This window comes from Pseudolactococcus reticulitermitis (assembly GCF_002260845.1).
Lineage (GTDB): Bacteria > Bacillota > Bacilli > Lactobacillales > Streptococcaceae > Pseudolactococcus > Pseudolactococcus reticulitermitis.
On record NZ_BEDT01000003.1, the window covers coordinates 77,915 to 104,636 of the forward strand.

Sequence of the window (26,722 nt, forward strand, 5' to 3'; positions counted from 1 at the left end):
TAAATCCATTATAACATATAATGTTTTTTGATATAATGAGGGAAGCAAGCCAGATTTGAAAATGGCAAAAGGAGTTCTGATGCAAACGACACAAATCAAAATGATTACCAATCCCATCGCCTACGAAAACACCTACTTTCTCACCAACGACATGGCAACCCTCGTCATCGACCCGGGCAACGACACGGAGACAATCCTCAGCACCATTCACGACCTTGACAAACCTGTCGCTGCCATTCTTTTGACCCACACCCACTACGACCACATCATGAGCGTTGACGCCGTCCGCGAGGCGACTGGCGCGCCAGTCTATGTCAGCGCACTTGAGGCAGACTGGCTCTACACGCCAACCCTGAATCTCTCAGGCCTACCGCACCACGAGCATGATTTACCCAATGTCGTGGTCAATGCTGCAGAACACACTTTTTCAGAAGGCACAGCCTATCACATCGGTGGCTTTGACTTCACTGTCCTTGCCACACCGGGTCATTCCCAAGGTGGCGTTTCTTTCGTTTTTGAAAAAGAAGCCATCGTTTTCACAGGCGATGCCCTTTTCTCAGGTACCATTGGCAGAACTGACTTAAATACAGGCGATATAGACACCCTCAAACAGTCTATTCAGACCCAACTTTTCACCCTACCAGATGACTATCGTGTCTTTCCTGGGCATGGTCCGCAAACGAGAATTGGTGCTGAGAAATTGCATAATCCGTTTTTTATAGCTTAATCAATAGTAAAGTAAAATACAAGTCACAGCGTTCATATCTGGTGTGACTTGTATTTTTTGCTGATGCTAATACAAATTTTTGCTACTGCTAATACAATTTTTTACTACTGCTAATACAAATTTTTGCTACTGCTAGTGCAATTTTTTACTACTACTAATACAAATTTTTGCTACTGCTAGTGCAATTTTTTACTACTGCTCCTGTAATTATTTTTTACTGCTCGTGTAAAAACTTTTTACTGATCGTGCAATCGCCCTACCCAAATTTATTACCAAGTTTGAACCAAGAGAGGAGACACACCAAGGCAACTAAGATGAAACCAAGCATAAGATGGAACACATCTTGCCTACCACCTGTTCTAGGAACTGTTGACCTGTTTGAGTAGCATTAGCCGGTTTATAGACAAAGCTGAAAGTTTGGGCTTGTTCTGTAATCATGACCGTGATTTTATCGCCGAGAGAGATTAATTCATAACCTGCAATTCAAACCTCTCGTTTTTAACTTTGCTGACTTTTTTTTCATCAATATCTGCCATCATCCGATAACAAAACCCTTTTCATGTTATACTGAGCATATAGCGTCCTCACTAGAAACCATCAGGAGGCGTTTTCCGAATGGAGACACATGGTCACAAAACAAACTATCGGCTTTTTTAAAAGTCACAAGGCAGACGAGTACCGCATCGCCCTCTTGCCCCAAGAACTGGCACAAATCACGCATCCTAATGCCATTTATCTGGAAAGCGGTTATGGTGATGATTTTGGGATTACTGATGCCGATTATGCCGACTTAGGCGCGCATATCGTCTCGCGTCAGATTGCGCTTAAACAGGACATCGTTTGCGAGCCCAAGATTGGCGAATCCGACATTTTAAGTCAGCTCCTACCGCATCAGACTGTCTTTGGCTGGATTCATGCCAAGCAAAGTCTGGACATTACAAACGCCCTACTCGCCACAGGTGTGCGCGTCATCGCTTGGGAAGACATGTGTGACAACCATCAGCATACCTTTTGGCGCAATAACGAACTGGCTGGTGAGGCTGCCATTCTCCACGCCTTTCTTTTGACCGGTCAGATGCCCTATGATACCAAAGTCGCCCTGATTGGTCGAGGGAGCGTGGCCTTTGGTGCCACCCGTGTTTTGCAGGGGCTGGGCGCCGATGTGACCGTCTTTCGGCGCAATCAGGAAAGCTTACTCAGACAGACCCTCGGGAACTTCGACGTCGTTGTCAACGCAGCGCTCTGGGATGTCAAGCGTGAGGATCATCTGATTAGGACAGATGACTTAGCCTTGCTACGGCCCGGTAGTCTGATTATTGATATTTCTGCTGATGCTGGTGGGGGGATTGAAAGTTCACATATCACGACCATGACTGCCCCGACCTATAAAATCAGTCAGGTCACGCATTATGTCGTCGACCATACGCCCAGCATGCTCTATCAGACAGCATCGAAAAGTATTTCTCAGGCGCTCTTGCCATTTTTAGATGACTTGATTTCAGGTACTGACAATGAGGTCTTAACACGAGCGACGATTATCAATGAGGGACAAATTTTAGATCTAGATATTTTAGCTTTTCAAGCGCAGTGAGTGCATCAAAAAAGCAGAGAATGATTTAACATCATTTTCTGCTTTTTGCGTTTAGTCGTTTGACACAACCACTTTCGAGTAATTGGCGACATCAGCTGTAATCGCTGCGACAAAGTCAGTCAAGCTAAACTCAGCTGTTGCCTTGCTACCATAGCGGCGAACATTGACCGATTTATCCGCCTGTTCTTTATCCCCAACGATGATTTGGTAAGGGATTTTATTGGTTTGCGACTGACGAATTTTATACTGCATTTTTTCATTGCGCTCGTCAACATTGACCCGGATACCGACATTTTTCAAGATGTCAGCCACTTCCCAAGCGTAATCAACGTGTGCGTCATTCGACACAGGAATCACAGTCACTTGCGTTGGCGCGAGCCATGTTGGGAAAGCACCTTTATAAACTTCTGTCAGGTAGGCGACGAACCGCTCCATGGTTGAGACAATACCACGGTGAACCATGACCGGCCGATGTCCTTCGCCATCTGCACCGATATACTCTAACTCAAACCGCTCAGGGAGCAAGAAGTCCAGTTGAATCGTAGACAAGGTTTCTTCATTACCAAGTGCTGTTTTAACTTGCACATCGAGTTTTGGTCCGTAGAAGGCTGCTTCGCCTTCTGCTTCAAAGTAGTCCAACTCCAGCTCATCCATGGCAGCTTTCAACATGGTTTGGGCATTTTCCCACATGTCGTCATTGTCGAAATATTTCTCAGTATCTGCTGGGTCACGATAAGACAGACGGAAACGATAGTCTGTGACATTGAAATCTTCGTAGACATCTGTCATCAGTTGCAAGGTGCGTTTGAACTCATCCTTGATTTGGTCTGGACGAACGAAAACGTGACCGTCATTGAGGGTCATTTCACGCACACGTTGCAAACCAGAAAGGGCGCCTGATTTTTCATAGCGGTGCATCATGCCAAGCTCGGCAATCCGAATTGGCAACTCACGATAAGAATGGACGTCATTTTTATAGACTTCGATATGATGTGGACAGTTCATGGGACGCAAGACTAATTGCTCACCGTCACCCATGTCCATTGGCGGGAACATATCTTCGTGATAGTGATCCCAGTGACCAGACGTTTTATAGAAGTCAACGCTGGCCATAATCGGTGTATAAACGTGTTGGTAGCCACGCGCGATTTCCTTATCAACGATATAGCGTTCAATCGTCCGACGAATTGTCGCGCCATTTGGCAACCAGAAAGGCAGACCCGAACCGACTTCTGGGTTGACCATGAACAAGTCTAGTTCCTTACCGAGCTTGCGATGGTCACGTTCCTTAGCCTCCTCACGCATTTTCAGATAGGCTTTGAGGTCTTTTTTATCGAACCAAGCTGTGCCATAGACGCGCTGCATCATGGCATTGTCGCTGTTCCCACGCCAATAGGCGCCCGCCACGTTCATAAGATGGAAAATTTGGATGCGACCAGTAGACGGGATATGTGGTCCACGGCAAAGGTCAGTATAGTCGCCTTGACTGTAAATGGTCAAGCCGCCTTCATCTTCATTATGCTCTTCGATTAACTCCAGTTTATACGGGTCAGCGGCAAAAATTTCTTGTGCTTCAGCTTTGGTCACTTCACGGCGAACAGACGGCAGATTTTCTTTGACGATTTTCATCATTTCTGCTTCAATGCCTGGCAGGTCTTCGTTCGAGATTTGACCCGCCGCATTGTCCGTATCGTAGTAGAAACCATCTTGAATAGACGGGCCAACGCCTAATTTGATGTCAGGGAAAAGACGGCGCGCTGCTTGCGCAAACAAGTGAGCGGCTGAGTGACGGAGCAAGGGCAAAGCATCTTCGTGATCAGGTGTCACGATTTCAATCGTGCCGTCTTCTGTGATGGCACGCGTCGTATCAATCAACTTGCCATTGAATTTACCTGCCAAGGCCTTTTTAGCCAGTGATTTGCTGATAGATTCAGCAATTTCAAAAGTTGTGACGCCACGATCAAAAGATTTGACAGCACCGTCTGGGAATGTGATGTGTATCATGATTTACTTCTCCTTAATTAAGATGTTGAGGCGACTGATTTGGTGTGTAGGATTTTTCCCCGCGACAAGTAATCGCAGGAGTGAATTAGGAAAAAGACGTCAAGACACGACAGTGTCTGCGTACTTTACATTTATTTTCCTAACACCAAGGAGCCGAAACTCAGTTGATTAAAAATGTAAAAACGCCCTGCGTTCAATTATGAACACAGGACGCTTGCACGTGGTACCACCTGACTTTTTTCCCACCTCAAAAAGATGAAAACTCTCAAGCCGTAACGTGGCAACACGTGATTTTTTTCAAAATCAGGTTCAGATAAAGTAGTATTAATATTGTGATGTCACAGTGCTTTCACCACCCACTGCTCGCTAGTTGATACCCATTCAGGTCTCTCAAATCATTCAATATTAACGTGTCTTTACTGTCTTATTATAAAACTTTATTGATTTTTTGTCAAAAACAAATCTGATACTTTAAAACGTGTCAATAATTAATTTAACATTCAAAATCGTCAAAACAATCGCCGCAAGCCAGCCTAAAGCTGCAATGAGCTTATTATTTTTAAAGCGTTTGCCCATGATTTTTTCACTAGAGGTATAGTAAACGAGTGGAATCATTGAAACAGGTAGGGCAATAGATAAGAAAACCTGTGACTGAATCATCAAGGTATCTAAGCCACCCTCACGACCATGATAATAAATCGCTGCAATCAAGACCGGAATGACTGACAAACCACGGGTAATCAAGCGACGCGCCCAAGTTGGCAATTTTAAATTAATGAAACCTTCCATGACGATTTGACCTGATAAAGTACCTGTAATCGTTGAGTTTTGTCCAGATGCTAAGAGGGCAACCGCAAATAAAGTGGACAGGACGGGACTTGCAACAGCACCGGCTAATTTGTTATCTTGCAAGGCATTATAGAGTGAGGTAAAGGTGCCCAGACCTTCGCCACGACCGAAGAACATGGCAGCCCCTAAAACGAGCAAGAGCGTATTAATGATAAAGGCAACGCTTAATTGGATATTAGAGTCCCAAGTCGAGAAACGCACAGCACGCGCCACATCGTCCTCATCTTTACGGTTATATTTGCGGGTTTGAGCAATGGACGAATGTAAATACAGATTATGTGGCATCACGGTCGCCCCCACAATCCCCAGTGCCATAGTCAACTGACCTCGATCAAAGATTTCCTTTTGTGGTATAAAGCCTTTGACCATGTCAGCGATAGCTGGATCCGAAATGGCAACTTCATAAACAAAAACCGCCATAATCACGAAAATCAAGGTGATGACAATGGCTTCAATCTTGCGGAAGCCGAGTTTCATCAAGAAAAGCAAGAGCAGGACGTCAAATATCGTGAGAATGACGCCCCAGACAATGGGGAGGCCAAATAATAAGTTCAGGGCAATCGCGCCACCGATGACTTCGGCGATGTCTGTCGCCATGATGGCAAGTTCCGTGATAATCCAGAGGACAAAACCGAGTTTTCTGCTCGTGTGTTTGCGCGTGGCTTGCGCCAAATCTAGCCCAGTGACGATACCGAGTTTCGACGCCATATACTGCAAAAGCATGGCAATCAGGCTCGACACCAAGATGACTGACAAAAGCAAGTAGCCGTACTGCGCGCCGCCACCAATCGAGGTAATCCAGTTCCCCGGATCCATATAGCCAACAGCCACCAAGGCACCCGGCCCTGAAAAGGCTAAAATATTTTTCCAAAAACTATTATTTTTAGGGATGTCGACCGTCCCATTAATCTCTGCCAAGCTCGGACCGTTGGCATACTCGACGAATTTCTTATGTTCTTTCATGAATAACTCCTATTAATATTAATGGCTGTAATACTTTAACTGCCAGTCTTTTTTCTGAAAATGGGGGATGACAAATCGAGCATCGTCATCTGTTTTGACGATGACTGAGCCATCAGACAAAGTACTCACTAGGGTAATGAATTTGGGTGGTGTCTGATTTAAACTGCTCAAAAAATCGGTGGCTTCTTGGGTGAGCGAGACAATTTCATAGCGATAACCAACTTGGGCAGCGGTCAAATCCTGGGTAATAATCTCCCCCTCCCAAAAGCGCTCAGCTGGAATTTCTGAACCATGCGGATCAGTTTTGGGAAACTGCATGAGCGCATATAAGCGTTCGACTAATCTTTTAGAAGAAGAATGCTCCAAATTTTCAGCCTCTTCATGCACCTCATCAATCTGATAACCGGCCTGTTCGACTAAAAAAGTCTCCCAAACCCGATGTGATTTGATAATAAATCTCGCTTCACGGTAGCCTTCTGGTTTTAAGCGTACCCCGTAATATTTTTTATGCTCGACCAAGGCTTTTTTCGCCAGCCGTTTAATCATCTCTGTCGCACTCGGTGCTGAGACCTTGAGATAGTTAGCAATGTCTGTAATCCCAACCATCTTATCCGTCTTTTCTTCAAGTTGATAAATCGCTTTTAGATAATCTTGTTCTGTTTTTGAGAATTCGTCCATGTTATACTTTCTAATGCGTTCTAGTTGATAGTTTAGCATAGCCTAAACTATTTGTCAAGGGTTTATGACCTACATTTTCAGAAAATAAGCAGTAATTTTACATATGGCAGGCTTTAAAATCAGTTCATGCCATCAAAATATTTAGCCTGAGCTAATCTTTTCTAGCCTAAAATGTTTAGCAGATACTAAAAAAGCCTGACACATTGTCAGACTTCGTATTTTTGATTACTCAAACCAGCTATCCACGGTTTTAGCATTGGCTTTAAGCCATTTATCTGCTGCCTTGGTCGGTTTCATGCCTGACTGAATATCTAGCATGACACTTTCCATGTCGGCTGCTTCCCATTTAAATTTCGCTAAGATGTTGTAAACTTCTGGATGATCAGATTTAAACCCCTTACGTGCCAGTGTTTTGATGGCTTCCTTACCACCCATGGTCGCTTTCGGATCTTCCAGATAATGCAATTGATATTTGCTAAACATCCAGTGGGGGGACCAGCCTGTCATCACAATTTCTTCTTTATTTTTATAGGCTTTCTCGAGCGCTGATACCATTGCCCCACTTGACGAAGTCTGGAGTTGCCAGCCTGCGAGATTAGGATAGGCTTTAATCGTGTTTTCCGTCGCAATCATCATACTAGCACCCGGTTCAATGCCTGTGATGACTTGGTTTGCCTCAGTTGTCAAATCTGAAATGGACTGAGCTGACATATAATCTGGTACGACAAGCCCTGTTTTGACATCTGACAAGCTTGTGCCAACGACCGTTAAGTCATTTTCATATTTCTTCAGAAGCGCCCTGTGGGTATTCGGCAACCAAGCTGACAATGACACATCAATTTGCCCACTCGCGACTGATTGCCAGAGGACAGCATTATCAAGCGGTGTTAAGCTGACCTCATAACCACGCGCTTTAAGCGCTTGCCCGATGACATTTGTACTGGCAACTTCTGAATCCCACTCGACATAACCGAGACTAATTTTTTCATGACTTTGGCTAGTCATCGCAAATGAATTGACGATACCGCCACCCACCATGACCAAAAGCGTTGCAAGGACAAACCAATGCCGTTTACGACTTTGGGGTAATTTTTGACTGGGTTTCGTGTTCAATTTTTGCGTAAAACGATCCATAATAATTGCTAAAATAACTAAGGCAAGCCCATTGACAAAACCTGCACCAATATCTGCGTGCTGAACAGCTGTCAAGACACCCCGACCGAGACCCGGCGCACCAATCATACTGGCGGTCACTACCATTGACAGCGCCAGCATAATCGTTTGGTTGGCACCTGCTAAAATGGTATTTTTAGCATTTGGTAACTCAAGTTTCAGCAATTTTTGCCAAGATGTTGCGCCAAATGAATCCGCTGCTTCGACCAGCTCAACAGGCACTTGACGAATGCCAAGGTTGGTCATGCGAACGACTGGCGGTAGGGCAAAAATGATAGAGGCAAAGACACCCGGTACAACACCAATACCAAAGAAAGCAACAGCCGGAATTAAGTAAACAAAGCCCGGCATGGTTTGCATAAAGTCCAAAATAGGCTGAACAAGGGCTTGTGTTCGGTCTGACTTAGCCATGGTAATACCAAGCGGTACACCGATAACCAAGGAAATCAAGGCTGACATGATCACCAAAGTCATGGTAGACATCAAATCTTGCCAGAGTCCTTGATTAGCAATCAATAGCAAACCCGCCAAAGTAAAAATTGGAAAGCCCCATCTTCTAGGGGACGTGACAAGGGCGATTAGAAAGACACCTGCAATCATCAGAAACATCGGAATGGCTAGAAGACCATTTGTCATGCCTGTCATCATCGCATCTCCAGCGCTTTGGATGACATTAAAGAAACCGGATAGGTGTTGGGTCAGCCAGTCTACACCCTCTGACACCCATTTTTCGACAGGGAGTTTGCTGACGAGTAAATTAGACATCTTGCATTTCCTCCCTTTCGATTGGCTCGGTCACATGTGGTGCCGCTTCACTGGACTTAATTTCTTCATCTGTATCTGCTAGGGCTTCGAGAACTAGCCCTCTGATGACGACACCGCGCAAACGACCGTCTTCGACAACGGCAACTGGTGTTGTGGCGTCGTAGATAATTGGCAAAATGTCTGAAATTAACGTATCTGGCGTAATGACTGGCATATCAACGATGACATCTCGTAAAGGCAATTGTGCCTTACGTGCACGCACTGCCGCATCTGCCGACAGATAACCTCGGAAAGTCAGGTGTCTCCCCACCGCAACAAGACCTGAGACTTCCTTTTCTTGCATTCTGCGAAGCGCAACCGTTGGACCATCTACTATGACATTGGTCGTCAAAGCCGGAATCATGATATTTTCTGCGACCAACACTTTAGAGCGGTCAACGCCCTCGGTAAAGGTTTTGACGTAGTCATTTTCAGGGTTGGTCAGGATTTCTTCGCCCGTACCGACCTGCATGAGTTTACCGTCTTTCATGATGGCGATGCGATCGCCAAGGCGCAAGGCTTCATCGAGATCATGGGTAATGAAAATGATCGTTTTTTGAACGTTTGCCTGTAAATCAAGGAGTTCATCCTGCATTTCTCGGCGAACCAATGGATCGAGCGCTGAAAAAGCCTCGTCCATGAGTAGGATATCTGGGTCATTGGTCAGCGCACGCGCCAAGCCGACACGCTGTTGCATGCCACCTGATAACTGGTCAGGATACTGGTCTTTGAAAGCTAGCAACTTCGCATTATCAAGGGCATGTTCGGCACGTTTTTGCCGTTCTGCTTTGGGAACACCTTGAATTTCAAGACCAAACTCCGTATTCTCGAGAATTGTCCGATGTGGCAACAAAGCAAAATTTTGGAAGACCATAGACATCTTGCGACGTCGAATGTCTAGTAATTCTTTTTTATTCAGCTTAGTAATGTCTTGCCCGTCAATCATCAGCTGTCCGGCTGTTGGCTCAGACAGGCGATTGAGCAATCTGACCAGTGTTGATTTACCTGATCCTGAAAGCCCCATAATGACGAAAATTTCCCCTTCATTGATGGCTAGATTAATGTCATAGACGCCGACCGTGCTGCCTGTTTTTTTAAGAATCTCATCTTTGCTAACGTTTTGTTTGACCAATTCGAGTGCCGCCTTCCGACGCTTTCCGAATATTTTAGTCAATTGTTTAATTTCAACTTTCGGCATAAATTCCCCCTTTTTATTCCGCTTCGTGATAAAATTAATTCATGAAGTGACAACTTTTTATAAAAAATAGGTTGTCACTAAGTGGCAATTTTAATTCTACAGACAAATTGCCACTTTGTCAACAATTGTTGATTTCAAACCCTTTTACATTAGAAAGATACACGATATGAAAACAGTCCGAGAACCGCGCTATCGTCAAATTGCCTATGCCATTGCCGAAAAAATCGCTGACGGTGACTACCCGATTGGGAGTAAACTCCATGCCAGATCAACCCTTTCTGCACAATTTGGCGTGTCATCCGAGACAGCGCGTAAAGCCATCAGCATTTTAAATGACCTAGATATTGTCCAAGCTGTTCATGGCTCTGGCGTTAAAATTTTATCCCAAGAAAAAGCCAAAAACTTCTTGAACCAAGCTCAGGAAACGTCTACCATTCAGACTTTACATGCCCAGATTGACAATATCATGACCGTTCAAAAAACGGCAATTGATAATCTCTCCGACTCACTTGCCACCTTATTTGAACAAACCGCACGAGTGCAAAAGAAAAATCCATTAGCCCCCTATGAACTCCTGCTTTCCGAAGACAGTGACGTTATCGGTCAATCCATCGGACAACTTAATTTTTGGCAAACAACAGGCGCAACCATTGTCGCGATTTTACATCATGATGAACTGGTCTTATCTCCCGGTCCTTATGCGATTTTGGAAAAAGGAAATACGGTTTATTTCGTTGGCAATGAAACCACTTTTCAGACTGTTAAAACTTTCTTTTATCCTGCTAGGCATTAGGATAGTTGGTTAGAAAGTTGACTTATTAGCAAATCAAGTGTATACTGAGTGTATACAAGGAGGTGCTCATATGCCAACAGTTAAAACACGTAAAGTAGGTAATTCTACCACAGTCACAATTCCACAAGAAATCGGTGTCGGAATTGGCGAGGAATTCTTTGTCTATAAAGGCATTGATGGTGTGATTGTTCTGGCTCCTAAAGTCGAAAATCCCTTTCTTACTGATCAAGACTTGCACCAAGAAGAGGTCTTTAATGATGTTGATTTTCTAGCAACAGAGATTGGAGAATGATGATGGACCTGCCGAACAAGCAAGATATTGTTTTTATTAATTTTGATCCATCAACAGGACGTGAAATACGAAAACGTCGTCCAGCTGTTGTCGTTAGCAATCAGGCTTATAATCGTCAAACTGGGCTGATTGCCATTTGTCCAATCACGCATACGAATGCAAAACGTATCCAAAATGATAAAACACTCATTCCTCTGCAAAATCAAAAAGTTGATGGTTTTGTTAATCCATTACAGCTTTATACGTTCGATTACACCGCAAGAAAAGCTGAAAAAGTCGATGTGATGAATACTTGGACATTCCAACAAGTCGTCCAGCTCATACAGTTTATCTTTTAATATGACTTTTTTAGCGTTACATTTTTATAGACAAAAAAGCTAATCACATCATCAATCAGTGATTAGCTTTATTATTTGTTAGATTTAACCTTGACTTAAATTAAGCACCGAATACTTTGAAACGGTCTTCGTCAGCCATAAATGCTTTAGGAGTAACTTCTGATTCAGGTGAGCCGACAACAAGTTGACCACGGAGGTGCCATGATTCAGGAATGTCATAAGTTTTAGCAACAGTGGCATCAATCACTGGATTGTAGTGTTGCAAGTTTGCACCAAGACCAAGCTCACTCAAGGCTACCCAAGCATTCACTGAGGCAATCCCTGTTGATTGTTCAGACCAAACTGGGAAATTGTCCGCATAAAGCGGGAATTGTTCTTGCAAGTTTTTCACAACATCAGTGTCTTCAAAGAAGAGTGCGGTCATACCAGCTGCTGCAAAACTGTCTAATTTAGCTTTTGTGCCTGCCCAAGCAGCTTCAGGGACGCCTTGACGATCCATTTCAGCTTTAAGGTCAGTGGCAACGATTTCTTGCCAAAGTTTGGTGTGTTCAGCACCTGTTAAAATCAAAACACGTGATGTTTGACTGTTGAAAGCTGATGGTGACAATTTAACCGCTTCTTTGATCGTTGCTGTTGCTTTTTCAACATCAACAGCTTTACCTAAAGCGTAGATAGAACGACGATTTGCTAATGATTCCATGAATGACATAATTTTTCTCCTAATTTGAACTTCAAGCTAACTTCCTAGGAAAATAGATGATTTGTAGAGCCTACGCAAGCGTAGAACCTTCAAATCCCTAATTTTCTACGAAAGTTTACGACTATGTCGCACCGCTTTCAGTATCATCCGTTAAAATAAATTTAATTTTTAGGAGACATCTTCTACGTGGGTTCGAACTTCATTTAAGATTTCAAACACTTTAATACCCTTGTCTCACGTTTACAAATGTAATTTTACCACAATGATTTACATTTGTAAACTATTTAGCTCATGAAACCTAATATTCTTCATCTTCCCCCAAAAAACAAAAAAAGAGTTAGCATCCTATCCCTTTTAATTGGCAATATTTATGAGAATTTGTACCTGATGCTTTGGCATAGGGAAGCCGATTTTCGAAAGTTTCAACTGGATGCCAGTCTTCTAAAAGGGCTAGGCCATGATATTGTTGCAAGTCTTCTGCGCATTCCATACACCAACGTGTCTCAGACTCGATCCAGAAAGCGGCTAAAAAATCTTCCTGACTTTTAAACTCTGGATAAGTGTTTGCCAAGCGTTGCCACTCTTGCTTGTAGGCCTTCAATGCCTCATAAAAATTATCAAACTCATATTTAGCGACAATATCATCTCGCCAATTTTCAAAAAACCACCATGGCTCATTATCACCACGCATTTCAACTACTCTGAACATATCTTAACCTCTTATATGTTCTCTATTTTACAGAAAACATTAAGATTTTTCATCAAATTTGCTCAGAAATTTTGTCAATGCAATATTGCGCCAAAAAAGCAACGCGTTCATCTTGATGGGTCAAATGGTTGAAGCCAAATATCGCTTCGAAGCCTGTTGAGATACGGTAGGTGACGACATCTGTATTTTTGGCGGTCGTTTTACTATGCGCATTTCGGCCTCGCTTGAAATAGACCAGCTCTTCCTCTGTCAAAATGGCATCCTTTTCCATTTCAGAAATGAGAAAAGCTTGTGCTTTGGCACTGACAAACTTAACCGCAGTTTTTTGGAGTTCACCAGGTTTTGTGATGCCCTGTGACAGCAAATAATCACGGACAAACACCTCATAGACAGCATCTCCGGCATAAGCCAAGGCGATACCATTTAATAAATCAGCTCGAAATTCAGTCACGTGTCCACCTCACACCGTCCGGTGTATCTAATAAAGCAATCCCTTGCGCTTTTAAGTCGTCGCGGATTTTATCTGACAAGGCAAAATCACGATTTTCTCTGGCAATTTGTCGCTCAGCAATTAATTGTTCAATCTCAGTATCTAAGATTTCAGCTGTTGCAAACTCAATCCCAATAATCGTCAAGATTTCATCAAATAAAGTCTGTGCAGCCACAGAAAAATTACCCTGATTGATATATTTAATCAGCTCATAGAAAACAGTCAAGCCATTCGAGATATTAAAGTCATTATCCATCTCTTTGATGAAATCTTGACGAAACCCATCAATTTCCTGATCTGGAATCTGTGCGGCGACAGGATTTTTGTCAATTTCAAATGTCAATTTATCATAGGCATTTTTGATTTTCTTGAGATTATTTTCAGCGTCTTTAACCGTGTCATCACTAAAAGCGAGTGGCTTACGATAATGTTGTGACACCAAGAAAAAGCGTAGAATTTGCCCATCAACAGCCTGTAACATCTCATGGACAGTTTTAAAATTGCCCAGAGATTTCGACATTTTTTCACCATCTGCTGCAGTGACAAATCCATTGTGCAGCCAATATTTGGCAAAGGTATGTCCAGTTTTCGCCTCAGACTGGGCAATTTCATTGGTATGATGCGGAAATTCTAGGTCCGCACCACCGCCGTGAATGTCAATCGTATCGCCTAAAATGCTGGTCGCCATGACCGAACATTCAATATGCCAACCTGGTCGCCCAGCGCCCCACGGACTTTCCCATGACGGCTCATCTACCTTACTTGACTTCCAAAGGGCAAAATCAAGCGGGTCTTCCTTATTAAGCTCAACCGTCTCTGTCCGACCAGAGGCACCTGCTTCTAGTTCATCCAAATTTTTATTGGCCAAGCGTCCATAATCTGCAAACTTTTTCACGCGGAAAAAGACATCACCATTTGAAACGTAGGCAAAATCTTTTGCGACCAAAACTTCGATAAAGGCAATGATTTCAGGCATAAAGTCAAGCACACGCGGATTGCGTGTCGCTGGTTTAACTCCAAGCGCTTGTGTATCTGCAAAGAAAGCCTGAATATAGGTTTCAACCAAGGTCTCGATGGACACATTGGTGCTCTTCGCAGCCTGAATGATTTTGTCATCGACATCTGTAAAATTCGACACGAAAGTCACGGCATATCCCCGATACTCGAGGTACTTCCGGATGGTGTCAAAAGCCACAACTGACCGCGCATTTCCGATATGAATGTAGTTGTAGACGGTCGGGCCACAGACATACATTTTAACCTCACCTGAAACTAGCGGGACAAAGTCCTCCTTTTCACGGGTTAAGGTATTATATAATTTAATCATTTATTTCTCCTTCTGCGATTTCACCTTGTGAAATCTTGACCTTGACCTACGCGTTCGCTCCGTCCAAGCAAGGTCATTCGCGACCTACGTCCGCTCAAAGTCTTGATTGTCAATGCTGGCTTACTACTATCGCTAAATACCACCCATATGGTCATAAAAACTCACATGGCGCTCACCTTCAAGTTTAACGCGTTCACGCTCTGGTGTCGCCTGCCCATGCACACGAACAATCTTAGCAGGTATCCCGACAACCGTTACAGCAGTAGGGACGTCTTTGGTCACAACAGCACTGGCGCCCACTCTGGCATGCTCCCCGATTTCAATCGGTCCTAGTAATTGGGCATGGGCTGAAATCAAGGCGCCCCGTCGCACACTCGGATGCCGTTTGCCTGTATCTTTCCCTGTCCCGCCTAGCGTCACACCATGGTATAATTTGACGCCTGTCTCGACGATAGCCGTTTCGCCAATCACAAGACCTGACCCGTGGTCGATAAAGACACCATTTTCAATCACAGCACCCGGATGGATTTCAATCTGTGTCAAAAAACGCCAAAATTGCGAATGCATTCGACCTAGTAATTTAAAATGATGGCGCCACAAAAAATGCGAGACCTTGTGTGCCGCAAGCGCCTTAATCCCTGGAGACGTCAGCAGTATCTCAAAATTATAACGCGCAGCCGGATCATTTTCTTTGACAGCCTCAAACGCTTCTCGCCAAAACCCCATTGTTTTCAACCTCCTGTGTCCTTGTTGCCCAAAAAACGCCAACCTTAAACATCATTCAGCGCTTCCCAAAGGATGACAGATTTCTCATAATCCACGGCATCAAAAGGATCAACTGCAACACCTAAAACATCTTCCAGCTCATTGATACCCGTGCTTGGGTGCTGTAAGTCATTTAACTGCCAAACCAAGACCAGTCCATCATGCGCCTGAAATGGTACACCAAAATCAGCATGATTATACCATTTTGCAAAACTTAAAATGTTACTAAAAACAGGGACAAAACTTTCACCATTCGGTTTAGAAAGCGTCGCAAAAAGGCGTGCCGTTTCCCCGTCTGCCGTTGTTCTGACAAAAGCCGGCATGAGATAATAACGCTCCTTTTGTGATTTGCCTTGACTAGCAGACCCCATCAGTTTATTTAAAACATCTGTGTAGTAGTTCAGAAAGGCAACCAAGTCGCCACGTCCTAACATAATCGCATTAGGGGAATCTTGCCCAGCAGGCTGTAAATTAAAGGCAATGGCGTCAAATTCCTGCGCCAATAATTGGTCAACAACCGTCATAAAGGGTTGATTGACAAACGTCAAAGGCTCTGTCACACGTTGCTGAAAATTAGCTAGGGGCTCCGCTGATGTAAAAACAGGGATGACCTTTTTATCTTCAATCGGCAAGACAAATGGTTCTGCAATCCCGACCACAGCATAGGCATGTAGGGCGTGAACAAAACCAATATCTGCAACAAAATTGCCTGAATGGGCAATAAAATCACGCAGGCGTTCATCAAGTTCTGGGCTAAATTGGTAATCGGTCATTATCTTCTCATTTCTGGCTGGTCTATCTGATCGTCATTTGATATGATTAGTCCTATTTTACCACAAAAACAGCTGATTTTTGACATCAAGTCATCAAATTAAGGCAAACAAAAAACGCCAATTCGGCGTCTTCTATCAGAAACTTCAATTATTCAGCTTCTTTAACTGCAGTTTGACCTGTTACGTCGTATTTGGCAGTTGCGTCCAATTTGTTGTAAGCATCGAGTTGATCTTGTGTGGCAAAGTAAAGATTACCATCAATCTTAGCCGTCACTTGTTTACCATCAACATCTTTACCATTTTGCGCAGCAAAGCCAGTCGCTGATTTTGTCACATAGACATCCCCTTTGATACCACCGTTAGAAACCACTGTAAATGGTGAGTTGACAATCAGTTTCTCAACAGTCAAAGTAAATGTTTTAGTGACTTGGAATTTGTCATTTTGTGTGTAAAGCCCAACTTTACGAGCAATAGTCCCATGCGAACCGAGGAAAGTACCGTCAATTGTCAACGTTTTACCAGAGGCGTCGATGTCAGAAGTTGCTGCACCAAGCCATGCCCCATTTTTACCCATTGTATCTGCTAAGTCAGCAAATTTTTCAGTGCCTTTTGTTGCGCCTGTTTTAACATCTGAGACCTTGTCATAGCTGATTGCGCCACCTTTGGCAGCCACAGTAATCGCACCTGCTTTAACAGCTGTGACGTCAGAAGCTTCGACTTTAACGTCGCCTGTTACAGTGCCTTTATCTGCAGCATCAAGTGCTTCATAAGCTGTTTTCAAATCGTCAGAAGCGAAAATCAAGTTACCGTCGATTTTACCAGTGCCTTCAAATTTGAAGCCAGTCGCATTGACATAAACGTCGCCTTTAACAGTTCCTTGGGCAATGGCGAAACCTGGTGATTTCACGACTAATTTTTTAACTGTCAAGGTATAAGTGGCTTCAGGTTTGTGGTCAGCACCAGATTTGTAAAGGGCAAGTTCGCGGTTGACTTGACCGTCACCTGCAAACAAACCATCAACTGTCAAGACTTTGTCAGAGGCATCGATATCTTTTGTTGCGGCATTTAACCAAGCACCATTAGCTGCGAAGACTTTTGTTAATGTATCAAAGCTGTCTGTTCCTTGTGTTGCACCAGTGTAAGCTTCAGCCGTTTTAGCTGTCTTGTCGTCAGATTTTTTGTCATCTGATCCACCACAAGCTGTCAAGACTGTCACTGATAGGGCAGAAACTGCTAAAAGTGAGATGAATTTCGATTTTTTCATGAGATAGGTCTCCTCTTTAAAGTAAAGTTCACCACGATAAATCGCGGGTGTACGCATCCTAAATATAATTTTGGTATAGACAAACTTTCAGAAAAAAATTGCCCCTTTCTGAAATCGTTTACAATAACTATTCTAGCACTTCTGATTTTCAAAGTCAAGCCATATCCTAGTCCATCTTATCCCTCGTCATGCCTGTTCCCTCACCACTGTAGTCGTCTGAAAATTGACACCATCTTACATCTTAATAACCATTTAAATAAGACAAGGAAATGCTGCCGTTTTCAACAAATAGATGTCCTAAGCTAGGGCTACTCTTTTTACCTTTTTTTTGGTAAAATGGAGACAGTAAATTTATTTGTAGAAATGGACGAAAATGACTTACAAAGACAAGCATATCAAACTCTTCTCACTTAACTCTAACTTAGAATTGGCGCAAAAAATTTCAGAGTGCGCCGGCGTCCCCCTCAGCAAAATAGAATCCAAACAATTTTCTGATGGCGAAATTCAAATCAACATTGAAGAAAGTGTCCGTGGTTACGACATTTTCATCGTGCAATCAACCTCTTATCCCGTTAATACTCATTTATGGGAATTGTTAATCATGATTGACGCCTGTAAACGTGCCAGCGCCAATACGGTCAATGTCGTCATGCCTTACTATGGTTATGCCCGTCAAGACAGAACAGCATCACCACGCGAACCGATTACGGCTAAACTCGTCGCTAATATGCTGACAACAGCTGGTGCTGACCGGATTTTGACCCTTGATTTGCATGCTGTGCAAGTGCAAGGTTTCTTCGACATTCCTGCTGATAACCTCTATACTGTACCATTGTTTGCTGAATACTATCAGTCACAAGGTTTGGTCGGTGATGACGTTGTTGTCGTTGCCCCTAAAAATTCTGGTATCAAACGCGCCCGTTCTTTAGCTGATTACCTCGAAAGCCCGCTTGCGATTGTCGACTACGCAGACGATGATCAAAAACGTGAAAATGGCTACATCATCGGTGATGTCAAAAATAAAAATGTCATCTTGATTGACGACATTCTCAACACAGGTAAAACTTTCTCGAGCGCTGCCGTTATCGCTAAAGATGCGGGTGCTAAAGAGGTCTACGCCGTTGCCTCACACGGCTTGTTCACGCCCGGTGCTGCCAACCGTTTGAACGCTGCACCGATTTCAGAAGTCCTCGTGACGGACTCTGTCAAAACTGAAACGCCGAAACCTAATGCGATTAAATATCTCAGTGCGGCGCCGTTACTCGCCCACGCGATTATCCGCATTCACGAAAATAAACCTGTCAGCCCACTCTTTCAATACAATAAATCAGTGGATTAACTGACATAGAAATGACGCGCAAGGCTCAGGCCTTTGTCCAACTCACGGTCAAAGTCCTGAGCCTTGATGCAATAGGTAATCCCATGATTTATCTTGATAATGCTGCTACCACACCCGTTCTACCTGAAGTTTCGCAAGCGATGTTAGACACACTTAACACAACCTTTGGTAATCCGTCTAGCATTCACAGCTACGGACGCTCTGCTGGTAAAGTGATTCGTGACGCGCGTAAAACGATTGCCAGCATTCTGGATGTTCCCGCTAGAAACCTCATTTTCACTTCTGGCGGTTCTGAAGCCAATAACCAAGCCTTGCTTGGCTATGCCTTAGCCAACAGAGACAAGGGTAATCATATTATCACGACAGCTATTGAGCACCATGCTGTCTTACATACTGTGCAATATTTGCAGGAACGGCACGATTTTGACGTGACCCTTATTACCCCCAACCCCGATGGCAGCTACACCGCTGATTTAGTCACAGATGCCCTTCGCGACGACACGATCATGGTCTCGACCATGTATGCCAACAATGAAACAGGTCAAGTCCTACCCATCGCTGAGATTGCTGACCGACTTAAAACGCATCAAGCAGTCTACCATGTCGATGCTGTCCAAGTGATGGGGAAAATTCCCGTTCATCCGATAGCACTAGGGATTGATTTTCTGTCTGCCTCTGCCCATAAATTTCACGGGCCAAAAGGCGTTGGTTTTCTCTACCATGGTGATTTGAAATTTGATAATCTCATCCATGGTGGCGAACAGGAAAATGGCCGGCGTGCGGGTACTGAAAGCATTCATAATATCGTTGGCATGGCGACAGCCCTTGAGATAGCCGCTGAACAGTTTGAAAGTAATGATGACAAAGTCTCAGCACGCAAGGCACAGCTGCTTTCAGAACTAGACGGTCTTGACTACTATATCAATGAATTTGGCAAGACCATGTCGCATGTCCTTAATCTTGGTTTTCCAGGCTTTAACCAAGATCTTTTACTGATGAAATTGGATCTACAAGGTGTTGCCATCTCGACGGGTTCAGCCTGTACCGCTGGTGCCATTGAGCCGTCACATGTCCTTGAAGCAGTTTTTGGCAAGACATCAAGCAAACTTAAAGAATCCGTCAGAGTGTCTTTATCAGACTTAACAACATCTGAAGAAATCACTGAATTTGTCCGCATTTTAAAATCAATTTTGCTCCAAAAATAATCGTATATAACAGAAAGGAGATTTGATGGTTCATTAGATGAGCTGTCAAAATCTATAACCATGGCATTTGTTACTGAAAAGCACTTGGATGATAGTCAAGTGACCTACAAACTTTCACCTAGCATCAAAAAATATACTCTCATGGATACAACTTTTATCAAAAATAGACTGGGTAACTATGAGCTCACACGCATTTTAGAAAACGTTCCTAATTCCGGCGAAGGCCCAATGCTTAAAATCATCGTCAACTCTGATTTGTCCGGCTTTAAACTGTCAATCACAGATAAATCAGGTCTGAAAAATATGAACATCTTCAAGTCCGATGACAATAAAATGATTCAAGAAAAATTCTATTTCCAAATGAATGCCCTTGTTGATCGTGGTGTGTTTGTCAAGGCCTAAAAAAATAGCTCAATCGAGCTTATTTTTTACCATCAATTTGGCATGTCATCTCTCAAAAATATACAAAAAAGCACCCAAATCGCTCTGAGTGCTTTTCTATTTATTGTCCGACCAATAAATAGATTTGGAAGTCTAAATGAATTAAGCTTCGATTTCTGCAACGATACCTGAACCAACAGTACGGCCACCTTCACGAATAGAGAAAGTAGTCCCTTGTTCAACGGCGATTGGGTGAATCAATTCAACGTCGATAGAAACGTTATCACCAGGCATTACCATTTCAGTACCAGCTGGGAGTTTGATTGAACCAGTGACGTCAGTTGTACGGAAGTAGAACTGTGGACGGTAGTTGTCGAAGAATGGTGTATGACGACCACCTTCATCTTTAGACAAGATGTAAACTTCGCCTTTGAATTTTTTGTGAGGTGTGATTGAACCTGGTTTAGCAATAACTTGACCACGTTCGATTTCGTCACGTTGAACACCACGAAGAAGGACACCAACGTTATCGCCAGCAAGACCTTCGTCAAGTTGTTTACGGAACATTTCAACACCAGTTACGATAGCGTTAGAGATTTCTTCTTTGATACCAACGATAGAGATTTCATCATTGACGTGAACTGTACCACGGTCGATACGACCTGAAGCTACTGTACCACGACCTGTGATTGAGAAGACATCTTCGACTGGCAAAAGCAAAGGTTTGTCAGTGTCACGTTCTGGCGTTGGGATGTATGTATCAACAGTATCCATCAATTCCATGATGATGTCTTCGTATTCAGTGTCGCCTTCAAGGGCTTTAAGCGCTGAACCGATGATAACTGGTGTATCGTCACCTGGGAAATCGTATTCTGACAAGAGATCACGAACTTCCATTTCAACAAGTTCGATCAATTCTTCATCATCAACAAGGTCTTTTTTGTTGAGGAAAACGATCAATTTACCAACACCAACTTGACGTGAAAGCAAGATGTGCTCACGAGTTTGTGGCATAGGTCCGTCAGTTGCAGCTACTACCAAGATAGCACCATCCATTTGAGCGGCACCAGTGATCATGTTTTTAACGTAATCCGCGTGACCTGGGGCATCGATATGGGCATAGTGACGTGAAGCAGTTTCGTACTCAACGTGAGCAGTATTGATTGTAATACCGCGTTCGCGTTCTTCTGGCGCTGCATCGATTGAAGCGTAGTCTTTAGGTGTATTTACTGATGAAGGCAAACGACGTGACAAGACAGTCGTGATTGCAGCAGTAAGTGTAGTTTTACCATGGTCAACGTGTCCGATAGTACCGATATTAACGTGTGGTTTCGAACGATCGTATTTTTCTTTAGCCATTTTTAAAAATGTCTCCTTTAGAATAAAAAATATATTTTTTTAGACAGACTGCGCAAGACGACAATCTACCATTACTATCTAATTATAAAGGTTTTTTGAAAAAAAGCAAGTATTTCACCGCAAAAAAAGATGTTTTTTGTTTATGACCTGATATTTTCATGAAAAATGGTGTAAAATGGAAATATCACTTCTTATAGAATAGAAAAGAGTAAAAATAATATGGCCTTAACCTTTAAAAAACGAGATGACCTCGACAAAGTGTTGGACGAACTGGCTGCACTGCCACCACAAGTCGAATTCACTGACCCAGATAAAATCGAAAAAACGTCCGGTAAGAAAATCAAATCGCCAGAAGATTTTCTAAAAAAATTCGAAACACTACAAACTGAAAAAGACCCGTCTGCCCATGATTAGTCATCTACCCGATAGTCTGTCGCAACTCGCCGCAATCTTCCTATCCATCATCATTGAAGCGCTGCCTTTTGTCCTATTTGGCTGTCTCATCTCAGGCATCATCGAAACCTATCTATCACCCGAACTGGTCAATAAATTCCTACCCAAGAATCGCTTCTGGCGCATCATTGTCGGTATTGTGGCAGGCTTCTTCTTTCCGTCCTGCGAGTGCGGCATCGTCCCCATCGTCAACCGCTTTCTCGAAAAGAAAGTGCCGACTTACACCGGAATCCCCTTTCTCATCGCAGCACCGATGATTAACCCCGTCGTTTTACTGGCGACCTTTATCGCCTTTGGTAATTCTTTCAAATTCGCCCTTTTGCGCCTTGGTGGCGCCATGGTCATGGCGTTAGTCGTCGGGCTCCTACTTGCTTATCGATTAGATGACCTAATCCTACTAGATAGAGTCAGAATTGATGATGAACATGACCATCCCGTAGCCACTTTATCTCACGGTCAAAAGGTTTGGTCTGCACTATCTCACGCCGTGGACGAGTTCTTTGATACTGGCCGTTACCTCATTTTCGGGAGTTTAGTCGCCTCATCTATCCAAGTTTTCGTGCCAACGAAACTGCTGACGACGGTTACCCATACACCATTTTTAGGCATTATCGTGATGATGGTTTTTGCTTTCTTGCTCTCACTCTGTAGTGAGGCGGATGCTTTTATAGGAGCGAGCTTGCTCAGTCTTTTTGGACCGGCACCGATTATCGCTTTCCTTTTATATGGACCGGTTATTGATATGAAAAATTTGCTGATGATGAGTGCCTATTTTAAGCCAAAATTTATCGTGCAATATGTCGGCATCATTTCTGTTTTGGTTCTGACGATTAGTCTGGGGGTGAGCCTACTATGATTCGATTTCTCATTTTATCCGGTTATTTTGAACTGATGATGTATTTGCAGCTGACTGGTAAACTCAATCAGTATATCAATACGCACTATAGCTATTTGGCGGTGCTATCTGCCATGCTTTCACTAGGTTTCGCCATCGTTCAGCTGGTCAATTGGATTCGACGTACCGAGCATGACCACCATCTGCAAACTAAACTGGCTAGAGGTATCGCTCTAGTCTTACTGGCCACACCACTTCTTGCAGTCATTTTCATTCCATCGAAATCTTTGGATGCTTCCATTGTCTCAGCTAAGGGCTTTAATTTCCCTCTGGCAGAAGGGTCTGGAGATACCTCTGATGGCACGCAAATTCAATATCTACAGCCTAATACCAGTGTTTACTTTACAAAATCTGCCTATGACAAGTTGATGAAAAAAGAATTAGCCAAGTACGAAAATCTGTCTAAAATTACGGTGACGGCTAATAATTACATGGAAATCATGGAGCTGATTTATAATTTCCCTGGGACTTTTGAGGGCAAAACGATTACCTACACTGGCTTTGTCTACCATGACCCTACTGATGCCAGCGCTCAGTTCCTCTTCCGATTTGGGATTATTCACTGTATCGCAGATTCTGGTGTTTTTGGGCTGAGGACTTTAACGGCTGGTGTCTCTTATCCTGATAATACTTGGCTAGAGGTCACTGGGCAAATCCAGACGGCTTATTACACGCCTTTTAAACGAGAAATGCCGATTATCAAGCCTGATCGCATTGACAAAGTCGAAAAACCGTCAAATCCATACGTTTATCGCAACTTCTGAGCTTTTTTCTGATATAATTGGATTAATATACTCAATTAAGTAAATTTTGGGAGAAAATGACATGACTCAAGTAATTTTTACAATTTTTGGCGCGAGTGGCGATTTGGCTAAACGCAAGCTTTATCCGTCGCTGTTTCGTCTCTATAAATCTGGTGTTTTATCGGAGCATTTCGCAGTCATCGGCACGGCACGTCGACCTTGGACGAAGGCGTATTTCGAGGGCGTCGTCTTGGATGCCATTTCCGATTTGACAACTTCTAAAACAGAAGCTGAAAAATTCGCATCTCATTTCTATTACCAGAGCCATGATGTTCAGGACGCAGGCCACTATGTTACTTTGAAAAACTTGCAAGATGACCTATGCGCAACATATGAGACAGGTCATAATAAAGTCTTTTTCCTAGCCATGGCGCCTGAGTTCTTTGGCACAATTGCCAGCCATCTCAAGTCTGAAAATATTGTCGATGGGCTTGGCTTTGAGCGTTTAATCATTGAAAAACCTTTTGGAACAAGCTTAGAGACGGCAAAAGCGCTCAATCAAGCCTTGTCTGAAACTTTTAATGAAGATCAGATTTTCCGGATTGACCACTACTTAGGCAAAGAAATGATTCAAAATATTTTTGCTGTCCGATTTGCCAATGTGCTATTTGAACACGTCTGGAATCGTGAATTTATTGATAACATTCAGATTACCTTTGCCGAATCTATCGGCGTTGAAGATCGTGGTGGCTACTACGATAAGTCTGGCGCACTGAAAGATATGGTGCAGAACCATATTCTGCAAGTTCTGTCTATCCTCGCCATGGATAAGCCTGCATCATTTTCTAGTTCAGACGTTTTGCCCGAAAAAATCAAAGTACTTGAAAACTTGTGCATTCCTGATGAAACAACGATTGCCAAAAATTTTATCCGCGGTCAATATCAAGCAGGTCGGATCAATCAACAGGATTTTCCAGCCTATATCGATGAACCGTCTGTTGACCCTGCTTCAAAAACTGAAACATTTGCAAGTGGCGTCTTCTTCATCGAAACAGATCGCTTTAAAGATGTCCCCTTCTTCTTTAGAACAGGCAAACGCTTGACAGAAAAAGGCACGCGGATCAATATCGTCTTTAAAAATAATGCAAATATTTTCAAGCAAGACATTCAGCAAAATATTTTGACGATTTACATTCAGCCGACAGAAGGCTTCTCGCTCCTAGTCAATGGGAAAGAAGTTGGTAAGAGTTTTGCGGTTGAGCCGGTCAAATTGGACTTCCGTCATGACGCGGCAGCGCTTGGTAACTCGCCTGAAGCCTATGAAAAACTCATGTATGATGTCTTAAACGGTGATGCGACAAATTTCAGTCATTGGCAAGAAGTGAAAGCTTCTTGGACTTTGATTGACAAAATCGTCAGCACTTGGCAAGCAGATAAAGCACCACTTTATCCCTATCAAGCTGGCTCAATGGGACCTGTCGAAAGTTTCGACTTGCTCGAAAAATATGGCACGAGCTGGGTATGGCAACCAGACCACTGGTATCGTGAACGTGGCTTGTTGCAATAAAATTAAATATCGGAAAATGCCTGACCACAATGATTGTGGTCAGGCATTTTTTGTCGAAACTTGCGATATTTTATTTATCACAACATAACGTTTTTACTTTATAGAAACCTTCGCAACGATGTCTTGATGTGCTACCTTATCAGAAGCGACCAAGGCAATGTTTGAATACTGTTCTTGATTTGTCAAAATCACGAGGATATCAGGCTCTTTGTCAAATTCAGCAATTTTCTCTAAATCGATTAGAGCAAGTTTAGTATCAGTTGTCACAGTCTGGTTTTCTGTAACCAAAATTTCAAATGGTTGACCTTTTAACTCAACTGTATCAATGCCAAAATGAAGTAGTACTTCAACACCCGTTTCAGAAATCATGCCTAACGCATGTTTTGTTGGGAAAATGTTAGTAATGACACCATTTATCGGCGCATAGATTGTTTGACTATGAGGTAATATAGCAAAGCCATCACCAATCATTTTTTGTGAAAAAACCGGATCATTAACTGTTTCAATCGATTTTACAATACCATCAACCGGGGACATAATTTGTAAACTTTTTGATTTTTTAGAGAAAAACATTTGTTTATTCCTTCCTAAATAATAGAATCATAGCTCAATTTCATAAAAGTTATTCACAATGGTATCCGATACAGCTTTGACCGCTTCAGAAGCATGGGCAATGCAAATGCCCTGATCAGAACATGCTAGCATATCAATATCATTTTCAGAGTCTCCAACAGCGATTACCTTTAAGTCATGACTTTTTTTGATAAGTTCAATTGCTTTACCTTTTGTGACGTTTAAAGGTGTAATTTCAATTCGTTCAGGTCCAGATTGACAAATTTCAACTGAATCAAAATTTGTTTTTAGCAGATTCAAAATTTGTGTGCAGTCATCCTGATTTGGTCGGATATTAATTTTATAAATTCTAGTGTCTTCTAATGCTTTTTTGACATCTGACGGCAAGTGAAATGACATATTCCAACTTTTGGATATATTTTCAGAAGAATAGGTGCCAATTCTTGCTTCGCCATCCAGAGCATCAAACTTGATATGATAATCCACCAAAAACGCAATGATTTGATTTTTTAGATCTTCGTCTAATGCTGTATCTACGATTTTTTTTCCGAAACTTTCAACAATAGCCCCATTAAAACCGATTTTGATGTCAAATTTAATGCCTGTCTGTTCTTCGATATAGGTGATTTCCTTTATGCTACGGCCAGTTGCAACACCAATCAACATTTTCTCTTGCATTTTTTTCATTTTGAGTACATCAGCTGGTGCTACAGATATACTATCCTTAACAAAAGTACCATCTAAATCGGTGATGATTATACTGTTCATT

Annotated in this window: 27 protein-coding genes; 12 read left to right on the forward strand and 15 right to left on the reverse strand. The window is 42.9% G+C overall.

The features are described 5' to 3' along the window. Positions 1–79: 79 nt before the first annotated feature. Positions 80–727, forward strand: coding sequence for an MBL fold metallo-hydrolase (locus RsY01_RS06475; RefSeq protein WP_094784747.1), 648 nt, complete (start codon positions 80–82; stop codon positions 725–727). A gap of 625 nt (positions 728–1,352) precedes the next feature. Further along, positions 1,353–2,318 carry a N(5)-(carboxyethyl)ornithine synthase gene (locus RsY01_RS06480; RefSeq protein ID WP_094784748.1) on the forward strand — a complete coding sequence of 322 codons (966 nt, stop codon included), beginning with the start codon at positions 1,353–1,355 and terminating at the stop codon, positions 2,316–2,318. 51 nt (positions 2,319–2,369) lie between these two features. On the opposite strand, the gene thrS is transcribed toward RsY01_RS06480, so the two are convergent. From thrS to RsY01_RS06505, 5 genes are all read right to left on the reverse strand, one after another. After that, complete coding sequence (thrS, locus tag RsY01_RS06485; RefSeq protein ID WP_094784749.1) at positions 2,370–4,322, reverse strand: threonine--tRNA ligase; 1,953 nt, start codon at positions 4,320–4,322, stop codon at positions 2,370–2,372. Positions 4,323–4,793: 471 nt separating this feature from the next. Continuing rightward, entirely contained in the window at positions 4,794–6,134 is a 1,341-nt protein-coding gene (locus RsY01_RS06490) for an Nramp family divalent metal transporter (protein ID WP_094784750.1), read from the reverse strand. 18 nt (positions 6,135–6,152) lie between these two features. Further along, positions 6,153–6,812, reverse strand: coding sequence for a metal-dependent transcriptional regulator (locus RsY01_RS06495; protein WP_094784751.1), 660 nt, complete (start codon positions 6,810–6,812; stop codon positions 6,153–6,155). 225 nt (positions 6,813–7,037) lie between these two features. Continuing rightward, positions 7,038–8,750, reverse strand: coding sequence for an ABC transporter permease/substrate binding protein (locus RsY01_RS06500; protein ID WP_094784752.1), 1,713 nt, complete (start codon positions 8,748–8,750; stop codon positions 7,038–7,040). Then, complete coding sequence (locus RsY01_RS06505) at positions 8,743–9,987, reverse strand: quaternary amine ABC transporter ATP-binding protein (protein WP_094784753.1); 1,245 nt, start codon at positions 9,985–9,987, stop codon at positions 8,743–8,745. The genes RsY01_RS06500 and RsY01_RS06505 overlap by 8 nt, the downstream gene beginning before the upstream one ends. A 166-nt stretch (positions 9,988–10,153) precedes the next feature. Between RsY01_RS06505 and RsY01_RS06510 the strand changes: the two genes are divergently transcribed. The 3 genes from RsY01_RS06510 to RsY01_RS06520 all read left to right on the forward strand — a co-directional run bounded on the left by RsY01_RS06510 (position 10,154) and on the right by RsY01_RS06520 (position 11,410). Further along, complete coding sequence (locus RsY01_RS06510; RefSeq protein WP_094784754.1) at positions 10,154–10,780, forward strand: GntR family transcriptional regulator; 627 nt, start codon at positions 10,154–10,156, stop codon at positions 10,778–10,780. 70 nt (positions 10,781–10,850) lie between these two features. Further along, positions 10,851–11,072, forward strand: coding sequence for a type II toxin-antitoxin system PemI/MazE family antitoxin (mazE, locus tag RsY01_RS06515; RefSeq protein WP_094784755.1), 222 nt, complete (start codon positions 10,851–10,853; stop codon positions 11,070–11,072). After that, positions 11,069–11,410: a type II toxin-antitoxin system PemK/MazF family toxin gene (locus RsY01_RS06520; RefSeq protein WP_167373240.1), complete on the forward strand. Its 342-nt coding sequence runs from the start codon at positions 11,069–11,071 to the stop codon at positions 11,408–11,410. The genes mazE and RsY01_RS06520 overlap by 4 nt, the downstream gene beginning before the upstream one ends. Positions 11,411–11,510: 100 nt before the next feature. Here RsY01_RS06520 and RsY01_RS06525 read toward each other — a convergent pair whose 3' ends face one another. From RsY01_RS06525 to RsY01_RS06555, 7 genes are all read right to left on the reverse strand, one after another. After that, the gene (locus tag RsY01_RS06525) at positions 11,511–12,119 is read right to left on the reverse strand and encodes a nitroreductase family protein (RefSeq protein ID WP_094784757.1); all 609 of its coding nucleotides are present in this window, start codon (positions 12,117–12,119) and stop codon (positions 11,511–11,513) included. Between the two features lie 328 nt (positions 12,120–12,447). Beyond that, positions 12,448–12,819 carry a DUF1033 family protein gene (locus tag RsY01_RS06530; protein WP_094784758.1) on the reverse strand — a complete coding sequence of 124 codons (372 nt, stop codon included), beginning with the start codon at positions 12,817–12,819 and terminating at the stop codon, positions 12,448–12,450. Between the two features lie 52 nt (positions 12,820–12,871). Continuing rightward, positions 12,872–13,270 carry a Mini-ribonuclease 3 gene (locus RsY01_RS06535; RefSeq protein WP_094784759.1) on the reverse strand — a complete coding sequence of 133 codons (399 nt, stop codon included), beginning with the start codon at positions 13,268–13,270 and terminating at the stop codon, positions 12,872–12,874. Further along, positions 13,263–14,636, reverse strand: coding sequence for a cysteine--tRNA ligase (gene cysS, locus RsY01_RS06540; RefSeq protein WP_094784760.1), 1,374 nt, complete (start codon positions 14,634–14,636; stop codon positions 13,263–13,265). The genes RsY01_RS06535 and cysS overlap by 8 nt, the downstream gene beginning before the upstream one ends. Positions 14,637–14,768: 132 nt before the next feature. Then, a complete protein-coding gene (gene epsC / locus RsY01_RS06545; protein ID WP_094784761.1) occupies positions 14,769–15,362 on the reverse strand; it encodes a serine O-acetyltransferase EpsC in 594 nt (197 codons plus the stop codon). Positions 15,363–15,406: 44 nt separating this feature from the next. Next, complete coding sequence (locus tag RsY01_RS06550) at positions 15,407–16,174, reverse strand: hypothetical protein (RefSeq protein WP_094784762.1); 768 nt, start codon at positions 16,172–16,174, stop codon at positions 15,407–15,409. A 148-nt stretch (positions 16,175–16,322) separates the two neighbouring features. After that, on the reverse strand, positions 16,323–17,438 hold the full coding sequence (locus tag RsY01_RS06555; RefSeq protein ID WP_094784763.1) for a hypothetical protein: 1,116 nt from the start codon (positions 17,436–17,438) through the stop codon (positions 16,323–16,325). 373 nt (positions 17,439–17,811) lie between these two features. On the opposite strand from RsY01_RS06555, the gene RsY01_RS06560 reads away from it, so the two are divergent. From RsY01_RS06560 to RsY01_RS06570, 3 genes are all read left to right on the forward strand, one after another. Continuing rightward, positions 17,812–18,777, forward strand: coding sequence for a ribose-phosphate diphosphokinase (locus RsY01_RS06560; RefSeq protein WP_094784764.1), 966 nt, complete (start codon positions 17,812–17,814; stop codon positions 18,775–18,777). An 83-nt stretch (positions 18,778–18,860) separates the two neighbouring features. Next, positions 18,861–19,982, forward strand: coding sequence for a cysteine desulfurase family protein (locus RsY01_RS06565; RefSeq protein ID WP_094784957.1), 1,122 nt, complete (start codon positions 18,861–18,863; stop codon positions 19,980–19,982). Between the two features lie 60 nt (positions 19,983–20,042). Then, entirely contained in the window at positions 20,043–20,384 is a 342-nt protein-coding gene (locus tag RsY01_RS06570) for a DUF1831 domain-containing protein (RefSeq protein ID WP_094784765.1), read from the forward strand. A 141-nt stretch (positions 20,385–20,525) separates the two neighbouring features. Here RsY01_RS06570 and tuf read toward each other — a convergent pair whose 3' ends face one another. Next, positions 20,526–21,722 (reverse strand): elongation factor Tu, encoded by a 1,197-nt coding sequence (gene tuf, locus RsY01_RS06575; protein WP_094784766.1) that lies wholly within the window; start codon positions 21,720–21,722, stop codon positions 20,526–20,528. A 219-nt stretch (positions 21,723–21,941) separates the two neighbouring features. Here tuf and RsY01_RS06580 point away from each other — a divergent pair, with 219 nt between their 5' ends. From RsY01_RS06580 to zwf, 4 genes are all read left to right on the forward strand, one after another. After that, the gene (locus RsY01_RS06580) at positions 21,942–22,136 is read left to right on the forward strand and encodes an SPJ_0845 family protein (RefSeq protein ID WP_094784767.1); all 195 of its coding nucleotides are present in this window, start codon (positions 21,942–21,944) and stop codon (positions 22,134–22,136) included. Beyond that, complete coding sequence (locus tag RsY01_RS06585) at positions 22,123–23,031, forward strand: permease (protein WP_167373247.1); 909 nt, start codon at positions 22,123–22,125, stop codon at positions 23,029–23,031. Before RsY01_RS06580 ends, RsY01_RS06585 begins: the two co-directional genes overlap by 14 nt. Next, positions 23,028–23,834, forward strand: a complete 807-nt coding sequence (locus tag RsY01_RS06590; RefSeq protein WP_094784769.1) for a TIGR03943 family putative permease subunit — start codon at positions 23,028–23,030, stop codon at positions 23,832–23,834. Before RsY01_RS06585 ends, RsY01_RS06590 begins: the two co-directional genes overlap by 4 nt. A 61-nt stretch (positions 23,835–23,895) precedes the next feature. Beyond that, positions 23,896–25,380, forward strand: coding sequence for a glucose-6-phosphate dehydrogenase (gene zwf, locus RsY01_RS06595; RefSeq protein WP_094784770.1), 1,485 nt, complete (start codon positions 23,896–23,898; stop codon positions 25,378–25,380). A gap of 93 nt (positions 25,381–25,473) precedes the next feature. On the opposite strand, the gene RsY01_RS06600 is transcribed toward zwf, so the two are convergent. Together RsY01_RS06600 and RsY01_RS06605 are read right to left on the reverse strand one after the other, a co-directional pair. Next, positions 25,474–25,953, reverse strand: coding sequence for a PTS sugar transporter subunit IIA (locus tag RsY01_RS06600; protein WP_094784771.1), 480 nt, complete (start codon positions 25,951–25,953; stop codon positions 25,474–25,476). A gap of 27 nt (positions 25,954–25,980) precedes the next feature. Then, a complete protein-coding gene (locus RsY01_RS06605; protein ID WP_094784772.1) occupies positions 25,981–26,721 on the reverse strand; it encodes an HAD-IIB family hydrolase in 741 nt (246 codons plus the stop codon). Between the last annotated feature and the right edge of the window lies 1 nt (position 26,722).